Here is a 21,879-nt window from a genome sequence, read left to right on the forward strand (position 1 = left end):
AAACTCCCAAAAAACAATTTGTATTAATATACATTTGCACCTGATGTTCATAAAAAAACTTTCAGCTTCAACCACGTGGAATAATTCTCCTTGGTTTATACTTGGTGTATTCCTCCTGTTGATAGGTCCATTTTCCCTGAATTTTCATTTCCACTATCCAGACGAAATGTATTACTCAGATGCTGCACTCCAGATGATAAAAAATGGGGATTATTTTACTACTTACTTGGGAAATGGAGAATTAAGGTTCAAAAAGCCAATCTTAACCTATTGGGCCGTCTTGGCAGGGTTTAAAATTTTTGGAATCTCAGCGTTTTCTTCACGCATATTATTTCTGGCCGCAGGAGGAGCACTTATCGGATTAGTTTATGCTATAGGCAAACTGGCTAGTGGAAATAAATCTATCGCAGCGCTAGCGGGCTGGATGATTGCTGCCCAACCCCTCGTGATTTTCTCCAGCTCCAGGTCTATCCCCGATATTCTCTTGGTCCTATTCGTCACCCTGAGTGCATGGGGAGTCACTGCTGCCTTAAAGTACGGTGATGATGTCCCAAAAAAATACCTTTGGATGATTTTTCTTGGATTTGGTTTGGCGTTCGAAGTAAAGGGGCTTCCAGCGGCTGCATTGGGATTTCTTGCTCTTGGATATTTACTTGTGAATCCATATCAACGAATTAGCTGGAAAAAACTATTCTACTGGCCAGCAGTTCTTGCGGGGCTTGTTATTTCCGTTTTTTGGTTTGTTATCATGTATGCCAAATTTGGCCCCGAATACCTGAATTCATTTATTGAGGATCAGGTAGGCATGCGTGTGGGCCAGCGAGTTACGTTGATCATCAGGTATTTTTTTATGGCAGCAGGGTTAATGATAGCACTTTTTCTTCCTTGGATATTCTTTACCGGCAAAAAACCAATTGCCTCTTTACTGATGGTCAAGGATGAAAATAAGGCGTTTTTTGGATTCGTGTTGGTCTGGCTTGTGGCTATCATCTTAATGACTTCCCTCGTATCCAAATTTTATGACAGATATCTACTTCCTGTTGCTCCACTTGTTACTGTGGGAGTGGCTTGGATGATTATCCGTGGACAGACTAAAAATAGAAAAAGCTTAAACGGTTGGGGAATAGCCATTATTGCAATTAACGCACTATTATTGATGGTTGCGGTATATTGGAATATCGGTTTAGCAAGCCCGCTGATTTTAGCCATACATTGGACGATTGGAGCTGGCTTATTCATTTTTCTTTTCATTATACTCCGAAGAAATACGCTTCAATTTCAGCACCTTAGCTTGGCAATCATGCTGGTGTTTTTCAATGGCTGCCTCATTTCCTATCCGCTATCAATCCCCCATCAGGGCGTGCAGATCGATGATTTGTTCGAAGAGAAAAACATATCTTTTGGCACCAAAGTAGGATTTATAGGAAATCCGCATCACAGCAGTAAGATTCGAATTGGAATGGATACTGACTATGAATTGATCAATTTGGATGGTGCAATAATAGATCAAATCAATGAATATGAATATCTAATATGCGAAGAGGATTCCATGGTTAAATTCGGATTCAATAAGACCCAATCAGAGATCGCTTCAATCAATTGGGATGCAAAATATTTTTTGGAGATTATGGGGAGTATTTGGAAAGGAGATACTGCTTTGCAAAAATATGAACTGAGTAAAAAATACTATCTGGTAGAGACAAAAAAACGAAGCTAAAAAAAAACCGCCATTTCGGCGGTTTTGAAATATATATACATTTACTGCTTGGCCAGAACCACTTTTTCCTTGTGTTTTTTGATTTGCCGTCTCAATCCTTCTACAGCTTCATCAGCTGCCGCCTCAAAGGAATCGCTTTGGTTCTTGGCAAAAAGTTGCTTGCCCGGGACATTGAGCTTTAACTCAACGATCTTATTTTCACTTTTGTTGTTTTTATCCAGCCGCATAAAAACCTCTCCGTCGATAATCTGATCATAATACGTGTCCAGTTTATCCGCTTTCTTTTGGATAAAGTTGATGAGCTTTTGATCAGCGTCAAAGTGAATGGAATGCATTTGTAATTTCATAATACTAAACGGTTAAAAGTTATACTTTTATTTAAGCTTTAGGATGTGCCTGTTCAAACACAGCCTTAAGTTTCTCGATAGAATTGTGGGTGTAGACTTGGGTAGCTGCCAAACTGCTGTGTCCCAAAAGATCTTTGACCGCATTTAGGTCGGCCCCCTTATTTAATAGGTGAGTCGCAAAAGTATGCCTCAAAAGGTGTGGACTTCTCTTAGTAGTCTGTACAAAAAGATCAAGATGCTCTCTTACGATTCGGTATATCATCATGGGATATGCTTGCTCCTTACTGTTTCTAACGATAAAGTAGTCACTTTCTTCTATATTTGAAAATGTTTCTTCAAATACTTTTTTATAAAAAATTATATTTGTTTTTAAGGATTTTGTTAATGGAATAATTCTGTATTTTTTCCTCTTCCCTAGTACCGTGACTTCATCACTATACAGATTAATATCCTTCCAACGAATGGACAAAAGTTCAGAAAGCCTAACTCCAGTCAGGTAAAGAAACTCCATAACAATCCTATCCCGTTGACCTGAAAAGTCTGGGGTGAAGTTCATTTCGGAAAGGACTTTGTCGATGGCATCTTCCTGAATAAATTCCGGAAGTGAGCGTCCCTTTTTTAGGGAGCGTAATTTATAGGTAGGATCTTTGACAATTTCTCCCGAACGGAGTAAAAATTTATAAAATGATCGAAGTGTGGCCATCTTTCGGTTTACCGAAGTGGGAGTCAACTTTTGCTCAATCAGATCTATCATCCAAGCTCTGATCTCGGCGTGTCCCGCCTCTACCATATCGGTCAACCCAAAAGAGATAGTTATGAATTCCTGAAACTGCTCAAGGTCTTTTTGGTAGGCAAGGACAGTATGGGGGCTGGCCCGCTTCTCATGTTCCAAATAGGTAATAAACGAAAAAAGCATATCGGTGAATTGAATCACCAATATGCTAATTTTTTTCTATATGAAAGAAAAATAAACTTAATTACTTTCCTCTTCTTGCATTCTTTGCTTATAAGCCGCTTTAATAACCTCTGTTCTGCGGCTAATAGAGGGTTTTTCAAACGCCTGTCTTCTTCTCAGTTCCCTGATCACACCAGTTTTGTCAAACTTCTTCTTAAAGCGTTTTAATGCTTTCTCAATGGATTCGTTTTCTTTTACGTTTACTACAATCATATGGTACACCCCCTTTCGTCCTGCAAAAGTAAGTAAATCTTTGGAAAAGAAAAATTTATTCTAGTTCTTTTCGACCAAGCGGGCTTTGTGAAGACGTGAAATATCAATAAACGTATTTGTCCTCGATTTTTTCGACGGAATTATCTATGGGAAGTTTACGATTGGTGTATATTTGGCTATGGAAAAAATTTTAATCACAGGCGGTGCCGGATACATTGGTTCCCACACTGCCATAGCTCTGAGCAGCGCAGGCTATCAACCCATCATCATCGATGATTTTTCAAATTCCAATAAGTCCGCATTGGCCGGACTCAAGCAAATTCTTGGAAAAGACATCCCCTATTATGAAGGCGACTGCAATGATAAAAAGCTCATGCAGCAAATTTTTAGCGAGCATCAGCTTAGCGGTGTGATCCACTTTGCTGCTAATAAAGCTGTTGGTGAAAGCACCGCCTTACCTCTGAAATATTATCGCAATAATGTGGGTTCCTTAGTTGTCTTGTTGGAAACAATGGCGGAATTTGGAGTAAAGGACCTCGTGTTTTCATCCTCTTGTACCGTCTATGGCCAGCCGGACGAATTGCCGGTAAAAGAAACTACACCTAGAAAAGACGCGGAAAGCCCTTATGGCAATACCAAAAAAATCTGTGAGGACATATTAGTTGATGTGGTGAAAAGCGGTGCCAAGATGCGAATTATCTCCCTCCGATATTTTAATCCTATTGGCGCCCACAAAAGCTCGTTAATTGGTGAATTACCCTTGGGCGTACCTGCCAATCTTGTCCCATTCGTAACCCAGGCAGGAATAGGACTGAGGGAAAAGTTGACCGTTTATGGCAATGACTATGATACCCCAGACGGAACTTGTGTCCGGGATTACATCCATGTTATGGATCTTGCCGATGCCCATGTGAAGTCGATTGAATACCTTCAGGATAAACCGGACAATTACTATGATCTCTTTAACGTAGGTACCGGAAACGGAAACACTGTGTTGGAAGTCATTCAAACATTCGAAAAGGTAAGCGGCAGACCTCTAAATTATCAGGTTGGCCCAAGAAGACCGGGAGATGTGGTAAAGGTATGGGCCGATACCCAAAAAATCGAAGAAAAGTTAGGTTGGAAAGCACAATACAGCTTAGAAGATGCCCTTCGGGACAGCTGGAACTGGCAACTGACATTGTCCGAAAAATAAACATTCCACTAAGGATCCCAAAATATCGCCAGCAAAATGAAAAACCGACTGTTTTGCCTTATTAGCTACCTTATTTTCCTCCAATCATGTCAACAGCCTCAGGAACCCATAGAAGAAACGTTCCGACCAGTTGATTTAGTTTACCCCCTATTGGATGCGGCAAATTCAAGGTGGTTTTTCTTCAGCTCTGCCACCAGGCCTTTTGGAATGGTCAACCTGAGTCCGGACAATCAGATCGACGGAGCCTGGGGGACGGGATATCGGTACGATACGGACACCATTAAGGGGTTCAGCCATATCCATGCCTGGCAAATGTCAGGTGTATCGGTCATGCCCATAGCCTTTGAAGATTCCGCTTCTTCCTACGTATCGGATTACTTTTCCCATTTCAGTCACGATGCCGAAACCGTGGAGCCTGGATATCACCAGGTACACCTTTCCCGGTTTGGAGTAGATGTTGAACTTACAGCCACCCATCGGGTAGGTATGCACCGATATACCTTTCCGGAAAATAAAGAAACAGGGATCCTTTTCAACCTGGCAGGCATGTTGGGTCCCAGTGAAATCATTAATGGTGAATTGACCCAAATAAATGACCGAACGCTGCGGGGTCAAGTCACCAACAGTCCTACCTCCCGAAGACCAAAACCGATAACTGTCTATTTTCAAGTGCAGGTTGACCGTGACATTCAATCTCTCATAGCGGTAGAAGGTGAAGCAAACAAAATCTTGACCTTTGGCAGTGGAGTGGACAAACCAGTTTTGATGAAGGTAAGCATTTCCTACACCAGTCCTGAAAATGCGGCATTGAATATGGAAAAAGAATTGCCCGGGTGGGACTTTGATGCTGCGGTTGCAGAAACTCAGGCGGTATGGAATGAATCCCTGGCAAGGATAAAGGTAGAAGGAGGAACTGAAGAACAGCAGCGACGATTCTATACGGATCTTTGGAAAGCCCTACAAGGCAGAAGGACCATCTCTGATGTCAATGGAGCCTATCCGGACAATACAGGCGGGGAGTTCCGCATCGGTCAGCTGCCTCTGGATGACGCCGGCAAACCAAAGTTCCGACATTTTAATTCGGATTCCTTCTGGGGAGCCCAATGGACCATCAGCGTCCTTTGGGGATTGGTCTATCCAGAAATTATGGAAGAATTTGCAAACAGCTTTGTACAATATTATAAAGATGGCGGCCTTATACCTCGTGGACCTTCCGGTGGAAACTATACTTATGTTATGACGGGAGCCTCCTCTACCCCGTTTTTTGTGGCTGCTTATCAAAAAGGCATCAGAGGTTTTGATATAGACCTTGCCTACGAGGGCCTGAAAAAGAATCATATGCCCGGAGGAATGATGAGCAAATCCGGATACGAACACAATACCGATTTGGGAGGCAATGTGGAAGATTATATTTCCTTGGGATATGTCCCTTATCCAAATCCGAGAGGGCGATTTGGCGGACATGAGCAAGGGGCAGGGCAAACTCTGGAATACAGCTATCAGGACTGGACACTTGCCCAGCTTGCCACGAGCTTGGGTAAAACAGCGGATGCGGACTACTTTCTCTCTCGATCATCACACTATAAAAACCTTTATGATCCAGAGTCAACTTGGATCCGTCCGAAGGATGTGGATGGAAATTGGTTAAATCCCTTTGATCCTTATGACTATGGAAAAGGATATGTGGAAGCAAATGGAGCTCAATTTACTTGGTTTGTTCCCCATGACCTACCTGGATTGGCAGAACTGATGGGAGGAAAAGAAAGGGCAGTTGAAAAGTTGAACCAACAGTTCGAGGAATCGGAAGTTTTGGGATTCACATCAGGAACGTCCCATGCTGTAGAGACCAATCCCGAATACCGAAGAATTCCCATCAACTATGGAAACCAACCCTCCATGCAGACAGCCTTTATCTTTAATTACCTGGACAGACCAGACCTTACCCAATATTGGTCTAAAAAGGTGGTTAACCGAGCATTCAGTGCATTGACTCCACAACTGGGCTTTAACGGCGATGAAGATCAGGGATTAATGGGATCCTTATCCGTACTGATGAAACTGGGCCTGTTCCAAATGAACGCTGGCACGGAGGAAAACCCTCAATATGAACTGGGCAGTCCCACCTTTGACAAAGCCACCATCAAACTGCATCCCGGATACTATCCGGGGGGTACCTTTACAATTGAAGCCGAAAACAACGGCCCTGAATCCTATTATATACAGCAACAACAATTAAATGGCGAGGATATTCAGGGATTTGGCATCAGACATGGAGATATTGTCCAAGGAGGCATTTTGAAATTGAAAATGGGCCAAGAACCTAAAAAATGAAATCCCACATCGAATAAAGATTCAAATATCAACTCTTAAAATCCCTTCAGACTGTAATCTGAAGGGATTTTTTAATTTCACTACGCATTCATTAACCAAAAATCGGATGTCGCTCAAATGGCTTTTCCCTATCAAATAAGTACCTGTACGTATGGTGGGTTTTGTAGATAGTGGCCAAAAGCTGCTCGCATACCCGCATCATTTTTGGATTGAAATCACCGATCCAGTTCATTTCTATGGTGAGGTATTTTAACTTTTTGATATCCAGAAACTCACGGTAAGAAAGGATTATCGCACTCTCCACTCCTTTTCCCTGAAATTCCGGTACAACTCCAAATACGAGACCCAGCATCTTGTTTGGCGGATTAAAGGTCTTGTTCCAAAGAAATTTTATTTTCCCCAACAAATCAAGCTTCCCGTCAACATGTTGAAAGATCTGATTGATCTCTGGTATGTTGATAAAGAAGGATATTGGTTCTCCTTTGAAAAACCCAAAATAGATTAAATGAGGATCGATGACAGGTTTCATTTTCGCTAACATCAGCTTTGCCTCCCGCTCGGTGATGCTTTTCCCCATATGCCTGGCCCACGCCTTATTATATACGGTCATAAAATAGTCAGGAAATTTCTCCCAAAGTTCCTTCCCTTTCAAATACCTGAATTCATAATCGGGATCCGCTAATATCGCTTTAGAGCGTTCTATCATCTTGGGGTCGAAACCCGTTCCCCGAACCGGACGCATATAGGTATATTGCTTGAAGTATAGCTGAAAGCCATAGGATTCAAAAAATTCCTGATAATAGGGGAAATTCCAAGACATGTTGTAATTAGGCGGTGTAAATCCGTCCACAAGAAGACCCCACCATTTGTCCCGTTCCCCAAAGTTGACTGGGCCGTCCATTGCCTCCATACCTTGCTTTTGCAGCCATTCCTTGGCCGCGTCAATTAGCATAAAGGCGGCAGATTTGTCCTGGATGCATTCAAAAAAGCCCATGCCGCCGGTGGGTTGCTTTTCTTTCCACTTGGGATTTACAAATGCAGCATTTCGTCCGATGGTTTTTCCGGACTCATCTACAAGGAGCCATCGGATTGCCTTCCCTCCTGATTTATAGAGTTTGTTTTTGATTGGGTCAAAAATTCCATCTATATCCGCATCCAATGGCCGTATCCAGTTTTTCTCTTCCCTGTAAAGCCGCACAGCCATATTCATGAATTCCTTGCGGTGTGCATCTGTCGTTACTTCAATTAGTTTCATGTGTTCATAATTGTTTTTCAGTTGCCACATGGAATCTCGCAATTATAATCATCCCTCCGTGCGTCGCCTGCGTCATGCTCGATTTCATTCAGAAAATTCTAACCTTTGGAAGCCTAAAAGTACATTCAGTCCTTTAAAAGAAAAAGTCAAGGAAAGTTAATCCTGGACTTTTTGGTAGTTGCTCCAATCTGAATCGGAGATCAAAATGCTTAAACTACATCACCATAGAGGTCAAACTCAGTGGCATCTGTGATTTTTACCTGCACAAAGTCACCTACCCTACAGTAAAATTTCTTGGCATCAATCAACACCTCATTGTCCACCTCCACGGAATCAAATTCCGTACGACCGACAAAATGTCCACTTTCTTTTTTATCTATCAGCACCTTGAAAGTTTTGCCGATTTTTTCCTGATTGATTTCAAAGGAAATCTGTTCCTGGAGCTCCATCAACTGATTTGCCCGATCCTGCTTCACCTCGGCAGGGACGTGGTCTTCCAGTTGATGGGCGTGCGTATCTTCCTCATGGGAATAGGTAAATACACCCATACGCTCGAATCGCATACGTGCCACAAAATCCATCATCTCCTGAAATTCCGCTTCATTTTCTCCGGGATGCCCGGCAATCAGTGTGGTACGGATGGCAATTTCCGGAATCTTTTCCCGTATTCGTAGAATCAGTTCCTCCTGTTTTTCCCTACTTGTACCCCTTCGCATAATCTTAAGTACCTCCGAGGACCCGTGTTGGAGTGGAATATCCAAGTAGTTGCAGATATTGCTTCGCTCTGCCATCACATCTATCACTTCCATAGGGAAGCCAGTGGGATATGCATAATGAAGCCGTATCCAGTCGATTCCCTGTACATCAGAAAGGGCACGTAACAAATCCGGAAGCTGTCTTTTCTTGTACAAGTCCAAACCATAATATGTGGAGTCTTGAGCTATCAGGAGAAGTTCTTTTGTGCCTTGGGATGCCTTGTGCTGCGCTTCTTTGACCAGTTCTTCGATGGGTCTGGATTGGTGGCCTCCACGCATTAGCGGTATAGCACAAAAGGAACAGGGTCTATCACACCCTTCGGAAATTTTCATGTAGGCATAATGCGCCGAATGGCTCAAAAGCCTTTCACCAACCAGTTCATGCTTGTAATCTGCCTTGAATTTCTTGAGCAGAGCTGGTAATTCCCGGGTTCCGAAAAAGGCATCTACTTGGGGGATCTCTGATTCGAGGTCATCCTTGTAGCGCTGGGAAAGGCAACCGGTCACATAAACCTTATCCACCAGTCCACGGTCCTTGGCGTCGGCATATTCAAGGATTGTATTGATCGATTCCTGCTTGGCATTGTCAATAAAGCCGCAGGTATTGATAATGACGATATTGTTGTCTTTACCTTTGGACTCATGCTGGGCATCAATACCGTTTCCCCGAAGTTGGCTCAGGAGCACCTCGGAGTCAACAAGGTTTTTGGAACACCCCATGGTAATGATATTGACTTTATCTTTTTTTAACGTTCTCGCTTTCAATAGTTTCTAATTTGGTGCAAAAGTACGAAAAAATAAGCGAAGAGGCATCGATGCCAGAAATAGTTCCTCTATGTTATTGGAATATTATCTATCGGCCTCAAACGGTCATTTTAAATAAACTAAGCTTAATGGCAAAGTGAATATTCATGGTGAAAAATCATTGTACTTTTGAGGGAGTAATACAGCAACCATTTTTATACTCCTTGCATCATTTTTAAAGCAGCGCCGATGGGAATCGGCGCTTTTTTTATTCCAAAGAAAATTCATTTTGCATCTAACTAGCCTTAATGGAAGTAAAAAAGTATACTCATTAAGTTAAAACTTCCAAAACAAAGCGGCCTAGATGCGATCCCAATTAATTATTCTATTGGCACTTCTCCTATTAGTTGAAAACGCCAAAAGCCAAGTCAAATCATCCCCGACTGCATTTTTGCAGACCCTTAAAATTGATATAACGCTGCCAACTCAGGCAGAAAATCATATTATTGACCTAGTGGCAAGCGGTGATGCCATTGATGTGATTACTTCCAATGGTGTTTTTAGATATGACAAAGACCAATGGAGCACAAAGCTTTTAAAAACCGGTATTACCAGTAGTACTTTGGACTTGAATGATAAAATATGGATCGCTTCTGCCACCGGGATAGAAAGCTCTAAGGGAATTAAAATTCCAAATCCTCCTCTATCCAATGACGATTATGTACGATGCATGCTTTGGGAGGATGCAAACACCCTCCATATTGGAACTAGCGAAGGACTATATACGTGGACAGGAACGTGGTTAAAAGAAAAAATCCTGTCCCAAGCAATAATCAACGATATCGCTCTAGATGCCAAAGGTAAACTTTGGCTCGCTACCCTCTCTGGGCTTTGGATTAAAGAGGGAGATCAGTGGATTGGTTTGGATGACCAACTAATGGCTGTTGGCCATGAAGGAAAGTATTATTCCTTAAAAAGCGTGAATAACGCAAAAGACATTTATTTTAGCTCGCAATGGGCAGTTGGCCGGATTGCTGACAACGGAGATCATTGGGTTTCTAGGGGAAATGATGGACTACCGTTTGGGCCGGTGACAGAAATCCAAATAAATGGAACGAATAAGTGGATGGGCACGGACAAAGGGGTTCTCTTTTTTGACAGTAATAAATGGCACTACTTTGCTGGGAAAAGGTGGCTGCCAGACGACAAAGTAACTGCCCTGTTGCCATTGGGTCCCAATAAGATCTGGATAGGAACTCAAGAGGGAATCTCGGAGATCAGCCGGGAAGAAATGACATTGGAGAGTAAGGCAGAATACATTGAAAAAATAATCGAAGAACGGCATACCCGCCTGGGCCTGGTAAACCGGTCGAAATTATCCACCGCGGGGGACATATCGACCAGTTATATGGATAATGAAGATAATGATGGGTTGTGGACAGCCTGTTATCTAATTGCGCAGAGTTACCGATATGCAGTTACCAAGAGTGAGGATGCAAGGCACAAAGCAACCCAGACTTACAAGGCCATGGCCCGATTAGAAAGTGTAACCGGAATTTCGGGACTACCTGCCAGGTCTTTTGCCCGGGCTTCAGATACCGTGACGCCTTCCCGCTCGCCCCATCCTAAAGTATGGCACCCTTCCCCAGATGGCGTGTGGCAATGGCTGGATGACACCAGCTCTGATGAGATTACCGGACATGTTTATTCGCTTTCTCTCTACCATGATTTGGTGGCTGATAGGTCAGAAAAAGTTGAAGTGGTAAATCATATCGACCGTATTGTTACCAACATCATTGACAATGAGTATCACCTGATCGATTTTGACGGTCTGCCCACCAGGTGGGGTATCTGGCATCCGGATTCATTAAACCATGCTCCGAACTGGATGTTTGAGCGTGGGTTGAATTCACTACAGATATTGTCTTTCCTGAAAACAGCACAGCATTTGACAAAAAAAGCAAAGTTTGAAGAGGTGTATCAGCATTTGGTGTATGAACATGGCTATTTGGACAATGCCCGATACGCCAAAATAACAAGTCCTTTTGATATCAGCCACTCTGATGATATCTTAAACTTCCTACCCTATTATAATTTACTTACCAATTTGCCAAAGGACGATCCTGACCGTGAAGTTTTTGCGACTAGCCTGAATAGAACCTGGGGGGCCGTACGCTCGGATCGCATGCCTATTTGGAATATTTTCGCCAGTGCGCTATTGGAAAAAAATTGTGATTTGGATATCGCCTTGGAAGAAATCCAGCAGTTCCCTGTTGACCTGATCAACTGGAAAATGGAAAACAGTCATCGTTGGGATCTTCGTAGAGATCTCTTGGCCCATCGGACTCTAAAAGATCAGGCAGATAAAGCCCTTCCGAGTCCGGAGGGAAATATTTCCAGGTGGAACACCAACCCCAAACTCATGGATGTGGGAGATGGGGGACAAACCGAAGACAGTGGAACCTATTTTTTGGTAGCTTACTGGATGGGTAGGTATTTTGGGTATTGGGAGTGATTGTGTGAAACTGGGGTTGGGAGATAGTTCCACAATCCTTTGCTCACAATCTCTTTATTGGGAAAACTTTATTTTATATACCGTAACAAAATCTTCTTCAACGCTCCAATATTCTTGGTTTTTTATGGCCAAAAATTCTCCCTGACTATTGATAACCGATGTCAAATGTAATCCGGCAGGCAGGGGAACGTCTTTGCAGAGTAGCTGGTGATTACGGTCAAATACCGCCAAATAGCGGGGAATTCCCTGAACAAACAGATCCCACTCATCCATATTCTCAGGATTATATTGCAAGGCTATTTCTTCCTTGACACCTTTTGAATACACCACGAGGATCATCCCGTCATGTGTATATATCTCATGGAACCGACCAAATATGTTGAATAGGTTTTCCTCATACACCTGATCGACATTGGGTGCACCCTTTATATCAACAGCATCATTTAGATCCAAATCTACTGTTCTACTGTATTCCAATTCATTACCATATTCGAGATAGATATGGTATTTTCTTTCAGCCATCATTGAAAGGATCCATTCATTTCCATTTTTTACAATTATCGGAAATATCCAATTGTAGTAATTCCCATCTTCGTAAACTGTATTACGAGGAAATGCCATGGTTCGGTGAACAGTGCCGGAGAGCGTATCCAATACTTCCAACAAAGGGCTTGAATATATACCTTTAAATATATTGGCTGGATTTTCCCAATCGATTCCACCACGTTCCGGTCGAAAATAGGCAAGTTTGTCACCCAACGGATGATAGGGTAAACTCGCTCCAGCAATAAAAAAATGTTCTCCTGGCACTGCAATCCGTTTATGAAAGGTACCATTCCGGTTGAAAAACTGAATACCCTTTTGGCGATCCATCACAATGATCTTTTCATCAATGAGAGCTAAACCAAAACCATTTGCTGAGAACACAGCATCAGGTCCGTCTTGCTGGAAGGTAAACTGTTCCTTTATTGTTCCCGCATCATCGAACAGGACAATCTCCTCCGTGCTGTTGTTTCTGCTCAGATACATCCCAGAATTCGGGTCATAGTCCAATACAAAAAGATTTCCCAGGTAGTCCACTCGAATGGAGTCTACCACGGTTAATTCGAAACTATCAGAGTCGTTAGAGTAATTGGTTGGCTGCGAACATGCAGCGAGTAAACAAAGCCAGATGTAATTGAATGTCACATACTTCATGTGGTAAAAATATATTAAGATGGGCTACTTCGCTATTTAAAAAAAGTTAAAAGTCCGTTAGTGGCTAGAAAACTATTAGGTATAGAAACACTTTTCCCAGCATCCAACCCGGAGGGAAGATCGATGATGATCCGCTGACTTTCGTCTGTTGCGTCTTTTACAATCAATTCTATGTGTTCATGAGTTGCGGTTGGATCGCTGACTGTAAAGGTACTTGTTTTGTGGTTAATAAGAACGAGACAGGGATGGTTTGGCTCAAGGATAAGGGATTCTCCCAAATGAAAAGCAATGGACTCATGAAACACCACTCCGGTCAGTTGCAGTTTATTGTGATATATAGCCTGTACTTTGCCGGTGTTAACTAGAATTTCGAACGGAAAATCCTTTACATACTCTTCCATCCCTTGTCCCGATATTCCTGGAATAACCGCATAGGCATAGGTTGCATTTTCGGGCTTTGATCCATGGGAAAGCCACAGTGAAAAAACATCCATGTTATGGTGGGTATTTTCACCGAGTCCATAAATCCGATGCATTTGACCTGTTTGTTCTTGACCAGAGATGTGAAGATTATCTGGGGAACCTGGGAAAAAATAGCCAACACTGTCATGCCACACCCAGGATGCATCTTTCGGTACAGCATCTTGGTGAACCAATGGCTTTCCATTTACAAGGATATTGCCTTTTAATCTCGTTTGGTTTATGCCGGTTTGAATGAAATCCTCTCCGGTAGATGTGATTCCCGCGCCGAGAGCGATCCACTCATTGTCAAACCAAAACCATGCTTTTTTTCCTGTAAGTTCATGAACTTCGAGGTCCATGACAGAAACGCCAAAATGGCCGTCACTAACACCGCCTACAAATTGTGTTGGTTGGGTAAATGCACCTTTAATTAACGGATAGACCTTATCCGGAGACGTTACCCCTGGCAACTTTGCCCAATCCCAAACCGGAAAAATATCCTCATACTCGTCCCCATTCCGATAGATATAGGTAAGACCATAAGGCAGGTAATATCCCAAAAGATTCTCCGAATTCACATCTGTTTCCACACCTATCGTCCGATCGGAGCACATCCTTAACGAAGTGAAAAATGTGCCTCGGTGATGAACCGTATAATCTGATCTCCAGAAATGCTTATGCCCCTTTTCAATTTGAGGAAGCTTGTGGATTATTTTTTGTTGGGATTTGGCAAATTCTTTCCTATGATCCGGATCTGCCTGCATAAAATAAGCTAATTGTGGCAGGAGGATTTCTGCACGTTGATCGAAACCACTAGGTCGGCCTACTTGCCGTCCCCGCACATTGTAATCCATCAATCCTCTGTATACCATCCACCGGGTTCCTTGCAAATAATAATCTCTCATTACCGCAAGGTCCTCCTGCTTAAAAGCAAAAGGAGTACCCTGTACCATGGCCGCCATCCAGATGGTTTCCCGAAGAAAATTATTGCCATAGCTACCATTGTAGAGATAAGGTCCATGCTGATGAAAACTATAATCTTGTTGAACACCTTCTTTCTGATTTATACCGACTTGATCCAAAACCCCTTGCACCCCTGCCGAAATCCGCTGGGGATCCCTTTCCAATACGCCCCTATAAAAAACGGACGTGGCGAAAAGGGTACGATTTGAACCTGTCATCCTGGGTTCTTCCGTTTGATCTTCTATCATTCTTTTTAATATGAACGGAGAAATGTCATCTTGAAGCAATAAGGCAATTACTCCCAAATACATTTGCTTGGCCAAGTCATTCTTGTACCAATTTTTACAGACCGGATTTACTTGATACCAATAGCTGAGTGCATTTTCTATGGACTCAAGCATTTTCTCATTTTTGTAGAACGAATTTTCCAGTTCCGCATAGGCATAGGCCATTACCAAGGTCCTGTTGAGTGCTTTCAACGGATCCCATTCGTTGTCTGTATCCAAATAATCCACATCAGACCAGCTGCCATCAGGCATAATCTCCTGTTGATAAGACCCCGCCGCATCTAAATCCGGCATCATATATTGCTTCACCCGGTCTACAAATCCCCGTTCTTCCAGCGCATCTTTAATTAGCCTCTCCCGAATAAGTGAAATCGCATCTTCCTGCTGGGCAATACTTGGGAAAATAGAAAAAGAAAATACGAGAAAGGTGCCTAAACGGCAGGCAAATAAATTAATTTTCATGGGAAGAATTTTATTCTGGGCTACTTCAAATATACTTAAAAATTAACCATATGTGAAAATCAGCGTTTACACCTCTGCTAAAAAATACATTGAAATTGATTTTTAATCCCAACCTTTCTAAAACAAATTCTTACTTTTATTCCTATTCCAATTTATTATCAATATTTTCATAATAAAACCCACTAAAATCACCAACTATGAACAACATATTTAAAGGCTTACTTGCCGGATACGGAGCCTATAAACTCGGAGGAGGATGCTTTTCTACCATCTTAGTATTTGTAATACTTTGGTACCTTTTGGGACAGTGTAGTTAAAAATCAAAAGGAGAACCATAAACAGGTTCTCCTTTTGATTTGTTATTTGATTTATTTTATTTCCCAAAATCGGATATCATCTTGGGGTCAAAATCTCCGGTTATTTCGAACACCATTAATTCCTCTTTATCATCACGGACCAAAAGCACCAAATCCTGTATTCGGCTACCTCCTTTACCATAGAGGATGACCCCACTTTTAGATTTCCCTGCTTCCATCATTACATCAAACCTTTCTTTTTCCAAGCCTTTTCGTAAACTAAGGTATTCACTTCCTGCTGCTTCTCCGGTTACCGGAAGTTTGTACATTATGATTTTTTCGATGGACTGGGATATGGATTCCCCTTGGACTTCGTCAAATTTCACATTGAAGGATTTGGCCAAGTTCATAAAGTTGCCACCAAGATCAAGGTGGAAGAAATCCTGATGTGACTTGTATTTTTGATATAAAGATGCAACGCTTTTACTTTGCGCAAATAATGGAATGACAGAGATGCTCATACAAATTGCCAAAATTAATTTTTTCATAGTTGTGTTAGTTTTTAGTTATTCTTCTTTTTCCCTTTATTGTATTCATCCATTCCCGGCATATTTGTTTTTTCTGCCAGCATATTTAAATCCTTATAGGTAAAATTACCTAGCATGCTGAGGAGGGTAAAACTTTCCTGGGTACCAGAGAGCATCAGCAATTCCTTTATGATCCCGTTTTCTTCACGGACCATAAACTTGGTGTTAGAGTCTTTGTCTGCAACATCCATTAAATCTTCATACTTATTTTTGGAAAGCGTGCTCATGGCTTCATCATAGAAGACCTTGCCATTTAACTTTTCCGCACTGAGTATGCGGATGCCCCTAACCTTACTAATAAGATCTCCCAAATCCTTGGCATCGGAATCAGAGGCCGCTGCATCCGATCGGAGAAAACCGCCTGCCATTTGCATCATTTTGGGGCTAATGAATACCCTCGAGAAACGGTCGTCCTCCATGTACTTTGAGAAGAATTTTACGATGGCATCGTCTTGGGCATGCACCGTCCCGCCTAATGCCAATAGAATCATTAGTGTCAATAGCTTTCTCATCATTGTTCATTTAATTCATTTATATTAAATAGTTCATGGGGCATATTCAAATGCCGCAATTCATCCAATACTTGAAGTTCTTCAGTGCCCCTTGCCATGTTGGACTGGATTAGAGCAAAGGCCTCCATAACCTGAAAATAGGCCTTCTCTTGCTCCCGCTGATGGTAATTATTGTATATGAGGCTTCCAATAACTATAAATCCAATGAAAACTGCCGCGATTCTCATGAAAAATTCAAATCCGATTTTCCTCGTCTTCGTGATTCCAATGTCCATTTCGGCTAGCTGTTCGGTACCTGAGAAGAACCTACGAAGCTCCGGGTACAAGTCAGTTTTCTTTAGTAAGGATTTAAGTTCAGCCTCTTCCATTAAGGAGGTTTCGCCCTCCCAGTATTTATCCAACAATTCCGTTAATCTATCTTTCATCAGTTTCCTTAAGTAACAAATCTCTCAGTTTCCTTCGCGCCCTGAACAGGCTCACCTTTACCTGATCGAGCGATATATCCAAATAATCTCCTATCTCCTCATAGGTAAGTCCCTCTACCTCCCTAAGATGAAATACTTCACGATGCATCTCAGGCAGCGACTGAACAAAACGAAAAACCTGCTCTATTCGAGGATCCACTTCTTCGTTAGGACTTCCCGGATCTACCAAATCAAGATCTCCTAGACCAGACATTCTTTTTATTCCACGATGATGTTGAAGACTTTCATTTTTCAAACTTGCTACTACCCATCCGACCGGATTTTTTAGTTTACATACATCCGATTCGTTTCGCAACGTTTTTTCGAAAACCGTCTGCAAAATATCCTGCGCCACCTCCCGGTCCTTTACCCAGAGATAGGTTAACCGGTAAAGTTTACCTTTTATTGGCCAGATGTGCTTTTCAAAAAAAGTCTTCATTCAGGAAGATGATGATTGGAAAGAGCAAATGTTACAATCATGATAAAAAAAAACAAAAAAAAATCCTGAGTATTTTTCTCAGGATAAGTAGCGATGGGTATTACTTTTTCTTAAAGAGTGAATCCACAAACTCCTTCCGGTTGAAAACCTGAAGATCTGTCATTTTCTCCCCGACTCCGATATATTTGACAGGGATTTTAAATTGATCGGATATTCCGATCACTACTCCTCCTTTGGCGGTACCATCCAATTTAGTTATTGCCAAGGCGGTGATTTCAGTCGCTTTTGTAAATTCCTTTGCTTGAATAAATGCATTTTGCCCTGTTGACCCATCCAACACCAACAAAATCTCGTGGGGTGCTTCGGGAATAAACTTCTGCATTACCCGCTTGATTTTAGTAAGCTCATTCATTAGACTGACCTTGGTATGCAACCTTCCCGCTGTATCAACAATCACTACATCAGCCTTCATTTCCACTGCCTTTTTCACCGTGTCGAAAGCTACTGATGCAGGGTCTGTGTTCATACCATGGGAAATGACTGGGACATCTACACGGTCTCCCCATAAAATGAGTTGATCCACAGCTGCAGCCCGAAAAGTATCCGCCGCCCCAAGCACGACGGATTTACCCGCCTGCTTAAATTGATGGGCAAGCTTTCCGATTGTCGTAGTTTTACCAACCCCATTTACACCGACAACCATAATAACATAGGGCGAAATTCCTTCGGGAAGGTCAAAATCGGCAAGATCTTCGGTATTATTTTCCTCTAACAGGCCAGCGATTTCCTCCCGAAGAATAACATCCAATTCTGCGGCGTTGAGGTATTTATCCCTCCCAACACGCTCTTCGATCCGCTGTATAACCTTAATGGTCGTATCTACGCCTACGTCAGAAGTGATTAGGATTTCTTCCAATTCATCTAGAATATCCTCGTCCACCTTGGACTTACCCACGATGGCCTTGCCGAGTTTGGAAAAAATGTTTTGGCTGGATTTCTCCAATCCTTTGTCCAAACTTTCCTTTTTTTCTTTGGAAAAGAACCCGAATACTCCCATAATTTGAATTGGTATTAATGTAGAATATAATCATAAAATCCCTTCCGATTATAATCGGGAGGGATTTTATGATCTCTTAAAGGAAGTTGAATATAACTATTTTTTCAGGGTTTCCTGCACCATTGTGGTAGGAACCATTTCTTCTTTGAAGGTGTAAGCACCGGTTTTCTCCGATTTTACCGCTCTAATTACCTTTGAATAGGTAATGCCACCTTCTTTTTTCAGGGTTGCAACTACTTTCTTTGCCATTTCTTCTTTTGTTTATCTTTTAGATAATGGGTGATCTCTCTACAAATTTTAGTGTTGGTAGAAAAATTACTTAATTTCTTTATGAACAGTCATTTTCTTAAGAATTGGGTTAAATTTCTTCAACTCCAATCTTTCGGTTGTGTTCTTTCTGTTCTTAGTCGTGATATACCTGGAAGTTCCTGGCATCCCGCTTGTTTTGTGCTCTGTGCATTCCATGATCACCTGCACTCTGTTGCCTTTTTTAGCCATAGCTCTATATTCGTTTTAGTGAGGTAATGTCTTATTTGATGATGATATCACCTTTTTTTTGTGCTTCTTTCAACACAGCCGTAATACCTTTTTTGTTTATAGTCCTAAGCGCCTTGCTGGAAACCTTAAGGGTAATCCAAGCGTCTTCTTCAGGAATATAGAAGCTCTTTTTATGCAGGTTTGGATAAAACATACGCTTTGTTTTATTATTCGCGTGGGATACGTTGTTACCTACCCGAGGCCTCTTTCCAGTGATGTCACAAACTTTTGCCATGATATATAAAGTGTCGTATTTTAAGACTTTTTCCAATTGAGTCTGCAAATATCGGAACTTTTCATGTAATTTCAAAAATGCATTCGTAAAATATTTTATAATTCCTTGTATTTCATCTTTTTGGTTTCAATTCTGTATTCCACGGTGCATTAACTATCTTTGTGGTAACCCAACGACCTGCGTGCGGTAAGAACCGCAATATACCATAATAAAAAACGAAATATGTCAGAATTGATAGCTAGAAGTGAAGAAGCAATAGCCCTAGAAGATAAATACGGTGCGCATAATTACCACCCCCTCCCGGTAGTCCTCGCAAGAGGTGAAGGTGTCTACCTCTGGGACGTGGAAGGAAAGAGATATTTTGATTTTCTTTCTGCCTATTCAGCAGTTAACCAAGGGCATTGCCACCCAAGAATCTTAGCCACACTGATTCAGCAAGCAAGTACACTCACCTTAACCTCACGGGCCTTTTTCAATGACGTACTGGGCCCCTACGAAAAATTCATCACCGAATATTTTGGATTTGATAAGGTGCTTCCTATGAACACCGGCGTGGAAGCCGTAGAGACAGCAATTAAAATTGCCCGAAAGTGGGGATATGAAAAAAAAGGGATTGCTGAAAACGAGGCAACTATTATTGTGGCGGAAAATAATTTCCATGGGCGAACCACCACTGTAATATCTTTTTCCAATGATGCCAACGCACGGCAAAGCTTCGGGCCTTTTACTCCCGGATTTGTCCGAATACCCTTTGATGACATTCCCGCATTGGAAAAAGCATTGGAGGATAACCCCAATGTGGTGGGTTTTTTAATCGAACCGATTCAAGGAGAGGCAGGTGTCTATACTCCCGAAATAGACTATATCCCCAAAGCAGCGTCCGCCTGCCGTAAGAAAAATGTACTGTTGATGGCAGATGAAATTCAAACTGGAATTGCCAGAACCGGATCGCTGCTGGCAGTATGCGGTGACTGTACCTGTGAGGGACATTGTGAAAAGCAGTCTACTTACACAAGGCCGGATATCCTAATCCTGGGAAAGGCACTCTCAGGTGGTTTCTTCCCGGTTTCGGCAGTTTTGGCGGACAATCCAATAATGGAACTCATTAAACCGGGTCAACACGGATCCACATTTGGCGGGAATCCATTGGGGGCAAAAATAGCCGTGACTGCCTTGGAGGTGGTTCTGGATGAACAACTCGCCTATAATGCGCGCCGACTTGGACGCATATTCAGAGAACGAATGATGACATTAGTAAAGAAGTCAGATTTGGTTTCTTTGGTAAGAGGGAAAGGATTGCTTAATGCACTTGTTATTAATACGTCGGCTGAAAGTAGTGTGGCTTGGGATATATGTGTCGCCATGAAAGACAATGGACTTTTGGCCAAACCCACACACGGAAACATTATTCGCTTTGCCCCGCCACTTGTGATTACGGAAGAGGAACTTCATACTTGCTGCGACATCATTGAAGAAACCATTTTAAATTTTAAAAAATAATCACATCTATATAATGAGTCAACAAGCTGTAATTTTTGATATGGATGGTGTTATATGCCACACCAATCCATTCCATTCCAAAGCATTCCAAGTGTTCTTTGCAAAGAGAAACCTTAACCCTACGGAGGATGAATATGCCAAACATATGTATGGAAAAAGCAACAAATACATTTTCAGTCATTTTTTAGGGCGGGAAATTGTGGGAGACGAATTCGTCGCACTAGAAGATGAAAAAGAGGGGCTCTTTCGGGAAATTTACAAAGAGGCCATCACTCCTATTTCCGGATTTCTTCCGTTTCTGAAGTCTCTGAAAGAACTTGGCTTCAAGACCGGGGTTGCAACCTCGGCACCATTTGCCAATTTGGAACTGATCATGGGAAGACTCGGGTTTGAATCAAAAATGGAATCGATCTTAGCAAGTGAAAATGTCAAGAGACATAAGCCAGATCCTGAGGTATATTTAACATCTGCCTCCAACCTTGGCGTCTCACCATCTCAATGCATAGTATTTGAGGATTCTTACTCTGGAGTTTCTGCCGCTCTGAACGCCGGCATGCGGGTGGTGGGAGTATTGTCTTCCCATACCAAAGAAGAATTACCTCCATGCAATTACTATATTGAAAATTATGTGAATATTGAGGTGTCTATCGTCCAAGAAATCTTACGGGAAAAAACCTTTCCATAATTCAGGGCTTAACAAATCCGTTACATTAGAAAGGCCTTCCCAGTAATTGAGGGGGGGCTTTTTCATAACATTTAAGGAGAAGACGCTAATTTGTACGTCTTGTTATCCGTTTTTTGATAATAAATTGAAACTATTCTTTCAGGCTTTTTCAACGCACTTACCGATAATA

General features: G+C 42.0%; 21 protein-coding genes. 6 read left to right on the forward strand and 15 right to left on the reverse strand.

Annotation, left to right across the window (positions count from 1 at the left end; genetic code table 11):
- The first annotated feature begins 43 nt into the window (after positions 1-43).
- Entirely contained in the window at positions 44-1,717 is a 1,674-nt protein-coding gene (locus FQ608_RS14905; protein WP_158859028.1) for an ArnT family glycosyltransferase, read from the forward strand.
- Between the two features lie 41 nt (positions 1,718-1,758).
- On the opposite strand, the gene hpf is transcribed toward FQ608_RS14905, so the two are convergent.
- The 3 genes from hpf to rpsU are packed head-to-tail and all read right to left on the reverse strand — an operon-like array spanning position 1,759 to position 3,232.
- Positions 1,759-2,064 carry a ribosome hibernation-promoting factor, HPF/YfiA family gene (hpf, locus tag FQ608_RS14910; RefSeq protein WP_158859029.1) on the reverse strand — a complete coding sequence of 102 codons (306 nt, stop codon included), beginning with the start codon at positions 2,062-2,064 and terminating at the stop codon, positions 1,759-1,761.
- A 31-nt stretch (positions 2,065-2,095) separates the two neighbouring features.
- On the reverse strand, positions 2,096-2,980 hold the full coding sequence (locus FQ608_RS14915) for a tyrosine-type recombinase/integrase (protein ID WP_158859100.1): 885 nt from the start codon (positions 2,978-2,980) through the stop codon (positions 2,096-2,098).
- Between the two features lie 57 nt (positions 2,981-3,037).
- Positions 3,038-3,232 carry a 30S ribosomal protein S21 gene (gene rpsU, locus FQ608_RS14920; RefSeq protein WP_158859030.1) on the reverse strand — a complete coding sequence of 65 codons (195 nt, stop codon included), beginning with the start codon at positions 3,230-3,232 and terminating at the stop codon, positions 3,038-3,040.
- 178 nt (positions 3,233-3,410) lie between these two features.
- Here rpsU and galE point away from each other — a divergent pair, with 178 nt between their 5' ends.
- On the forward strand, positions 3,411-4,427 hold the full coding sequence (galE, locus tag FQ608_RS14925) for a UDP-glucose 4-epimerase GalE (protein WP_158859031.1): 1,017 nt from the start codon (positions 3,411-3,413) through the stop codon (positions 4,425-4,427).
- Positions 4,428-4,463: 36 nt separating this feature from the next.
- Positions 4,464-6,758, forward strand: a complete 2,295-nt coding sequence (locus FQ608_RS14930; RefSeq protein ID WP_158859032.1) for a GH92 family glycosyl hydrolase — start codon at positions 4,464-4,466, stop codon at positions 6,756-6,758.
- Between the two features lie 91 nt (positions 6,759-6,849).
- Here FQ608_RS14930 and FQ608_RS14935 read toward each other — a convergent pair whose 3' ends face one another.
- Together FQ608_RS14935 and rimO are read right to left on the reverse strand one after the other, a co-directional pair.
- The gene (locus tag FQ608_RS14935; RefSeq protein ID WP_158859033.1) at positions 6,850-8,013 is read right to left on the reverse strand and encodes a hypothetical protein; all 1,164 of its coding nucleotides are present in this window, start codon (positions 8,011-8,013) and stop codon (positions 6,850-6,852) included.
- 209 nt (positions 8,014-8,222) lie between these two features.
- Entirely contained in the window at positions 8,223-9,533 is a 1,311-nt protein-coding gene (rimO, locus tag FQ608_RS14940; protein WP_158859034.1) for a 30S ribosomal protein S12 methylthiotransferase RimO, read from the reverse strand.
- Positions 9,534-9,876: 343 nt separating this feature from the next.
- Between rimO and FQ608_RS14945 the strand changes: the two genes are divergently transcribed.
- Positions 9,877-12,027: a ligand-binding sensor domain-containing protein gene (locus tag FQ608_RS14945; RefSeq protein ID WP_158859035.1), complete on the forward strand. Its 2,151-nt coding sequence runs from the start codon at positions 9,877-9,879 to the stop codon at positions 12,025-12,027.
- Between the two features lie 54 nt (positions 12,028-12,081).
- Here FQ608_RS14945 and FQ608_RS14950 read toward each other — a convergent pair whose 3' ends face one another.
- The 10 genes from FQ608_RS14950 to rpmB form a co-directional block, all read right to left on the reverse strand.
- Positions 12,082-13,224 (reverse strand): hypothetical protein, encoded by a 1,143-nt coding sequence (locus FQ608_RS14950; RefSeq protein ID WP_158859036.1) that lies wholly within the window; start codon positions 13,222-13,224, stop codon positions 12,082-12,084.
- A 32-nt stretch (positions 13,225-13,256) separates the two neighbouring features.
- Positions 13,257-15,398 carry a polysaccharide lyase 8 family protein gene (locus FQ608_RS14955; RefSeq protein WP_158859037.1) on the reverse strand — a complete coding sequence of 714 codons (2,142 nt, stop codon included), beginning with the start codon at positions 15,396-15,398 and terminating at the stop codon, positions 13,257-13,259.
- A gap of 373 nt (positions 15,399-15,771) precedes the next feature.
- Positions 15,772-16,242, reverse strand: coding sequence for a DUF4252 domain-containing protein (locus FQ608_RS14960; protein WP_158859038.1), 471 nt, complete (start codon positions 16,240-16,242; stop codon positions 15,772-15,774).
- A 14-nt stretch (positions 16,243-16,256) separates the two neighbouring features.
- The gene (locus tag FQ608_RS14965) at positions 16,257-16,793 is read right to left on the reverse strand and encodes a DUF4252 domain-containing protein (protein ID WP_158859101.1); all 537 of its coding nucleotides are present in this window, start codon (positions 16,791-16,793) and stop codon (positions 16,257-16,259) included.
- Complete coding sequence (locus FQ608_RS14970; RefSeq protein ID WP_158859039.1) at positions 16,793-17,218, reverse strand: hypothetical protein; 426 nt, start codon at positions 17,216-17,218, stop codon at positions 16,793-16,795. Before FQ608_RS14970 ends, FQ608_RS14965 begins: the two co-directional genes overlap by 1 nt.
- The gene (locus FQ608_RS14975; RefSeq protein ID WP_158859040.1) at positions 17,208-17,696 is read right to left on the reverse strand and encodes an RNA polymerase sigma factor; all 489 of its coding nucleotides are present in this window, start codon (positions 17,694-17,696) and stop codon (positions 17,208-17,210) included. Before FQ608_RS14975 ends, FQ608_RS14970 begins: the two co-directional genes overlap by 11 nt.
- A 100-nt stretch (positions 17,697-17,796) precedes the next feature.
- Complete coding sequence (gene ftsY / locus FQ608_RS14980; protein WP_158859041.1) at positions 17,797-18,753, reverse strand: signal recognition particle-docking protein FtsY; 957 nt, start codon at positions 18,751-18,753, stop codon at positions 17,797-17,799.
- Between the two features lie 96 nt (positions 18,754-18,849).
- Positions 18,850-19,002 carry a DUF4295 domain-containing protein gene (locus FQ608_RS14985; RefSeq protein WP_158859042.1) on the reverse strand — a complete coding sequence of 51 codons (153 nt, stop codon included), beginning with the start codon at positions 19,000-19,002 and terminating at the stop codon, positions 18,850-18,852.
- 66 nt (positions 19,003-19,068) lie between these two features.
- The gene (rpmG, locus tag FQ608_RS14990) at positions 19,069-19,251 is read right to left on the reverse strand and encodes a 50S ribosomal protein L33 (protein ID WP_075350619.1); all 183 of its coding nucleotides are present in this window, start codon (positions 19,249-19,251) and stop codon (positions 19,069-19,071) included.
- Positions 19,252-19,282: 31 nt separating this feature from the next.
- Entirely contained in the window at positions 19,283-19,525 is a 243-nt protein-coding gene (rpmB, locus tag FQ608_RS14995; protein WP_158859043.1) for a 50S ribosomal protein L28, read from the reverse strand.
- Between the two features lie 222 nt (positions 19,526-19,747).
- Between rpmB and rocD the strand changes: the two genes are divergently transcribed.
- Both rocD and FQ608_RS15005 read left to right on the forward strand, forming a co-directional pair.
- Positions 19,748-21,025: an ornithine--oxo-acid transaminase gene (gene rocD, locus FQ608_RS15000; protein ID WP_158859044.1), complete on the forward strand. Its 1,278-nt coding sequence runs from the start codon at positions 19,748-19,750 to the stop codon at positions 21,023-21,025.
- A 13-nt stretch (positions 21,026-21,038) separates the two neighbouring features.
- The gene (locus FQ608_RS15005) at positions 21,039-21,710 is read left to right on the forward strand and encodes an HAD family hydrolase (RefSeq protein ID WP_158859045.1); all 672 of its coding nucleotides are present in this window, start codon (positions 21,039-21,041) and stop codon (positions 21,708-21,710) included.
- Positions 21,711-21,879 lie beyond the last annotated feature (169 nt).

It is taken from the genome of Lunatibacter salilacus (assembly GCF_009797935.1).
GTDB lineage: Bacteria > Bacteroidota > Bacteroidia > Cytophagales > Cyclobacteriaceae > Lunatibacter > Lunatibacter salilacus.